The sequence below is a fragment of the Cupriavidus sp. HPC(L) genome, assembly GCF_000307735.3.
GTDB lineage: Bacteria > Pseudomonadota > Gammaproteobacteria > Burkholderiales > Burkholderiaceae > Cupriavidus.
In genome coordinates, this window is sequence record NZ_AMPR02000260.1 from 1 (window position 1) to 3890 (window position 3890).

The following is a 3890-nucleotide window of genomic DNA, read 5'->3' on the forward strand; positions in this document are numbered from 1 at the left end:
CCCCATTACCCCCGCACCGGCGGCGGCACCCGCAGCCAAGGACAAGGAGCGCGCCAAGGCCAGTGCCGCGGCCGCGCACCAGGAGTCTGGCTCGATCCGCGTGCCGACCGAGAAGGTCGACCAGATCATCAACCTGGTCGGCGAACTGGTGATCACGCAATCGATGCTGGCGCAGACCGCGTCGTCGCTCGACCCGGTGCTGTTCGATCGGCTGTTCTCCGGCATGGGCCAGCTCGAGCGCAACGCGCGCGATCTGCAGGAAGCGGTGATGTCGATCCGCATGATGCCGATGGACTATGTTTTCTCGCGCTTCCCGCGCCTGGTGCGCGACCTGGCCGCCAAGCTCGGCAAGCAGATCGACCTGGTGACCTTCGGCAAGGCCACCGAACTGGACAAGAGCCTGATCGAGCGGATCATCGACCCGCTGACCCATCTGGTGCGCAACAGCCTGGACCACGGCATCGAGACGCCGGACAAGCGCGTCGCCGCGGGCAAGGATCCGACCGGCCAGCTGATCCTGTCGGCGCAGCACCACGGCGGCAACATCGTGATCGAGGTCAGCGACGATGGCGGCGGCCTGCGCCGCGACAAGATCCTGGCCAAGGCGATGCAGAACGGCCTGCCGGTGTCGGAGAGCATGAGCGACGAGGAAGTGTGGCAGCTGATCTTCGCGCCGGGTTTCTCGACCGCCGAGGCGGTCACCGACCTGTCGGGCCGCGGCGTCGGCATGGACGTGGTCAAGCGCAACATCCAGGAGATGGGCGGCCATGTCGAGATCAGCTCGCGCCCCGGCAACGGCACCACCACCCGCATCGTGCTGCCGCTGACGCTGGCGATTCTCGACGGCATGTCGGTCAAGGTCGGCGAGGAGACCTTCATCCTGCCGCTGAACTGCGTGATGGAGTCGCTGCAGCCGAAGGCCGACGACGTGCGCACCGCCGCCAATACCGAGCGCGTGATGCACGTGCGCGGCGAATACCTGCCGCTGCTGGAGCTGCACCGCGTCTTCAACGTCGAGAACGCGGTGCAGGAGCCGACCCAGGGCATCGCCATCATCCTGCAGGCCGAGGGCAAGCGCTTTGCGCTGCTGGTCGACCAGCTGATCGGCCAGCACCAGGTCGTGCTGAAGAACCTGGAGACCAACTACCGCAAGGTGCCCGGCATCTCGGCCGCGACCATCCTGGGCGACGGCAGCGTGGCGCTGATCGTCGACGTCGCCGCGCTGCAGCGCACCGGCGTGCGGCGCCAGGAGCCGGCGCTGGCGTAACGACAAACGGATATTCATACCGTCGTCCCCGCGAAAGCGGGGACCCAGCGACTCGACACACGATGCGGGAAAGACGCTGGGTCCCCGCCTTCGCGGGGACGACAAGGATTGAACAAGGAGCAACACATCATGGCCGGCATCGGACATAGCGACACCCCCGGAAGCGAGGCGGCGGGCCAGGAATTCCTGGTGTTCACGCTGGGCTCCGAGGAATACGGCATCGACATCCTGAAGGTGCAGGAGATCCGCAGCTACGACGGCGTGACGCGGATCGCCAACGCGCCGGACTTCATCAAGGGCGTGACCAACCTGCGCGGCGTGATCGTGCCGATCGTCGACCTGCGCATGAAGTTCCGCCTCGGCAATGTCAAGTACGACCACCAGACCGTCGTCATCATCCTGAACATCGCCGGCCGTGTGGTCGGCATCGTGGTCGATGGCGTGTCGGACGTGCTGACGCTGACGGGCGAGGCCATCAAGCCGGCGCCCGAGTTCGGCGTGTCGGTGTCGACCGAGCACCTGACCGGCCTGGCGACCGTCGAAGGCCGCATGCTGATCCTGCTCGATATCGAACGGATGATGACCAGCCCCGAGATGGAGCTGATCGAAGGCGAAGCCGCCTGAGCGGGCGCGGGCCCCCAACGGCCCGCCGCTCGCCATCGCCAGCCCCGCGCATCATCCTCACCTCGCCGCCACCCTCGCCGATCCACCCGCAGACATGACGCCGCACCGAACCCCCGCTCCCCGCGCCGCGGCCCCCGCCATGCCGCTCGCCACGTTGCGGGACGACGCGCGCGACTTCCTGCTGACCGACCGCGACTTCGACAAGGTGCGCGCGCTGATCCACCGCCGCGCCGGCATTTCGCTGGGCGCGCAGAAGCGCGAGATGGTCTACAGCCGGCTGGCGCGCCGCCTGCGCGCGCTGCATCTGAGCGACTTCGCCAGCTACCTGGCGCTGCTCGAAGCCGACGAGTACTCCGGCGAGTGGGAGTTCTTCACCAACGCGCTGACCACCAACCTGACCTCGTTCTTCCGCGAGGCGCACCATTTCCCGCTGCTTGCCGAACACGCCAAGCGGATCGGCCGGCCGTATTCGGTCTGGTGCGCGGCGGCGTCGACCGGCGAGGAGCCGTATTCGATCGCGATCACGCTGGCCGAGGCGCTCGGCGATCGCGCCGGAACCGTGCTGGCCACCGATATCGACACGCAGGTCCTGGCCAAGGCGCGGACCGGCGTCTATTCGGCCGAGCAGGTCGCGCGGCTGTCGCAGGAACGGCTCAAGCGCTTCTTCCTGAAAGGCACCGGACAGCGTGCCGGCCAGGTCAAGGTCAAGCCCGAGCTCGCCTCGACGATCACGTTCGAGCCGCTGAACCTGCTGGCGCCTGACTGGGGCATCCGCGAGCGCTTCGATGCGATCTTCTGCCGCAACGTGATGATCTATTTCGACAAGCCGACCCAGGGCCGCATCCTGGAGCGCTTCGTCCCGCTGCTCAAGCCGCATGGCCTGCTGTTCGCCGGCCATTCGGAGAATTTCTCCTACGTGACGCGCGCCTTCCAGCTGCGCGGGCAGACCGTCTACGAACTGGCGCCGGGCGCCGCCAGGGCCGGAGCCGCCTGATGCAGACGCCGCACCTGCCGGAGGCGATCGCCACCCGCACCTACTTCGACCGCGAGTTCGGCAAGCAGGCGATCAAGCTGCTGCCCAACGAGTACTACGTGACGCGCGACGACGTCGTGCTGACCACGGTGCTGGGCTCGTGCGTGGCCGCCTGCATCCGCGACGAAAAGGCCGGCGTCGGCGGCATGAACCACTTCATGCTGCCGGACGACGAGAACGCCGGGCCCGACCGCGTGCTGTCCGCATCGATGCGCTACGGCTGCTATGCGCTCGAGGTGCTGATCAACGAGCTGCTGAAGATGGGCGCGCGCCGCGAGCGGCTCGAGGCCAAGGTGTTCGGCGGCGGCGCGGTGCTGGCCAACATGACCACGCTGAACATCGGCGACCGCAACGCCGAGTTCGTGCTGCGCTATCTGAAGACCGAAGAGATCCGGGTCGCCGCGCAGGACCTGCGCGGACCGCACGCGCGCCGGGTCAGCTATTTCCCGCAGACGGGCTTGGCGCTGGTGCGCCGGCTGACGCGCCAGGACGACCAGGCGGTCGTCGAACGCAGCGAACGCGCGCTGGCGCGCGCCATTTCCGCGACGCCGGTACGCGGCGGCGTCGAGCTGTTCGGGCGGCGCGGCGCCGCTTCCACCGTTTCCTGAATTCGAAGGACCCGTTTTCGACATGACCGCCGCCGCCAAGATCAAGGTGCTCTGCGTGGACGACTCCGCGCTGATCCGCAGCCTGATGACGGAGATCATCAATAGCCAGCCCGACATGGAGGTGGTCGGCACCGCGCCGGATCCGCTGGTCGCGCGCGAGATGATCAAGCGCCTGAACCCCGATGTGCTGACGCTGGATGTCGAAATGCCGCGCATGGACGGGCTCGATTTCCTCGAACGCCTGATGCGGCTGCGGCCGATGCCGGTGCTGATGGTGTCGTCGCTGACCGAGCGCGGGTCGGAGATCACGATGCGCGCGCTGGAACTGGGCGCGGTCGACTTCATCACCAAGCCCAAG

5 protein-coding genes are annotated in these 3890 nt (G+C 67.6%); all 5 read left to right on the plus strand.

Features of this window, described 5'->3' with window-relative positions; genetic code table 11:
• On the plus strand, positions 1–1267 hold a 1267-nt coding region (locus B551_RS15085; RefSeq protein ID WP_023264443.1), incomplete at its 5' end, for a chemotaxis protein CheW.
• A gap of 129 nt (positions 1268–1396) precedes the next feature.
• Positions 1397–1891 (plus strand): chemotaxis protein CheW, encoded by a 495-nt coding sequence (locus B551_RS15090; protein WP_006579683.1) that lies wholly within the window; start codon positions 1397–1399, stop codon positions 1889–1891.
• 94 nt (positions 1892–1985) lie between these two features.
• Positions 1986–2885, plus strand: coding sequence for a CheR family methyltransferase (locus tag B551_RS15095; RefSeq protein ID WP_043439985.1), 900 nt, complete (start codon positions 1986–1988; stop codon positions 2883–2885).
• Positions 2885–3532, plus strand: a complete 648-nt coding sequence (cheD, locus tag B551_RS15100) for a chemoreceptor glutamine deamidase CheD (protein WP_006579681.1) — start codon at positions 2885–2887, stop codon at positions 3530–3532. The genes B551_RS15095 and cheD overlap by 1 nt, the downstream gene beginning before the upstream one ends.
• Before the next feature lie 22 nt (positions 3533–3554).
• Positions 3555–3890: response regulator (locus B551_RS15105; protein ID WP_043439989.1), on the plus strand; the 336-nt coding region annotated here is incomplete at its 3' end.

Excerpts from the sequence above, each read along its gene's own strand:
- B551_RS15095 (WP_043439985.1), top strand. The coding sequence starts at position 1,986 with ATGACGCCGCACCGAACCCCCGCTCCCCGCGCCGCGGCCCCCGCCATG.
- B551_RS15090 (WP_006579683.1), top strand. The coding sequence starts at position 1,397 with ATGGCCGGCATCGGACATAGCGACACCCCCGGAAGCGAGGCGGCGGGC.
- cheD (WP_006579681.1), top strand. The coding sequence starts at position 2,885 with ATGCAGACGCCGCACCTGCCGGAGGCGATCGCCACCCGCACCTACTTC.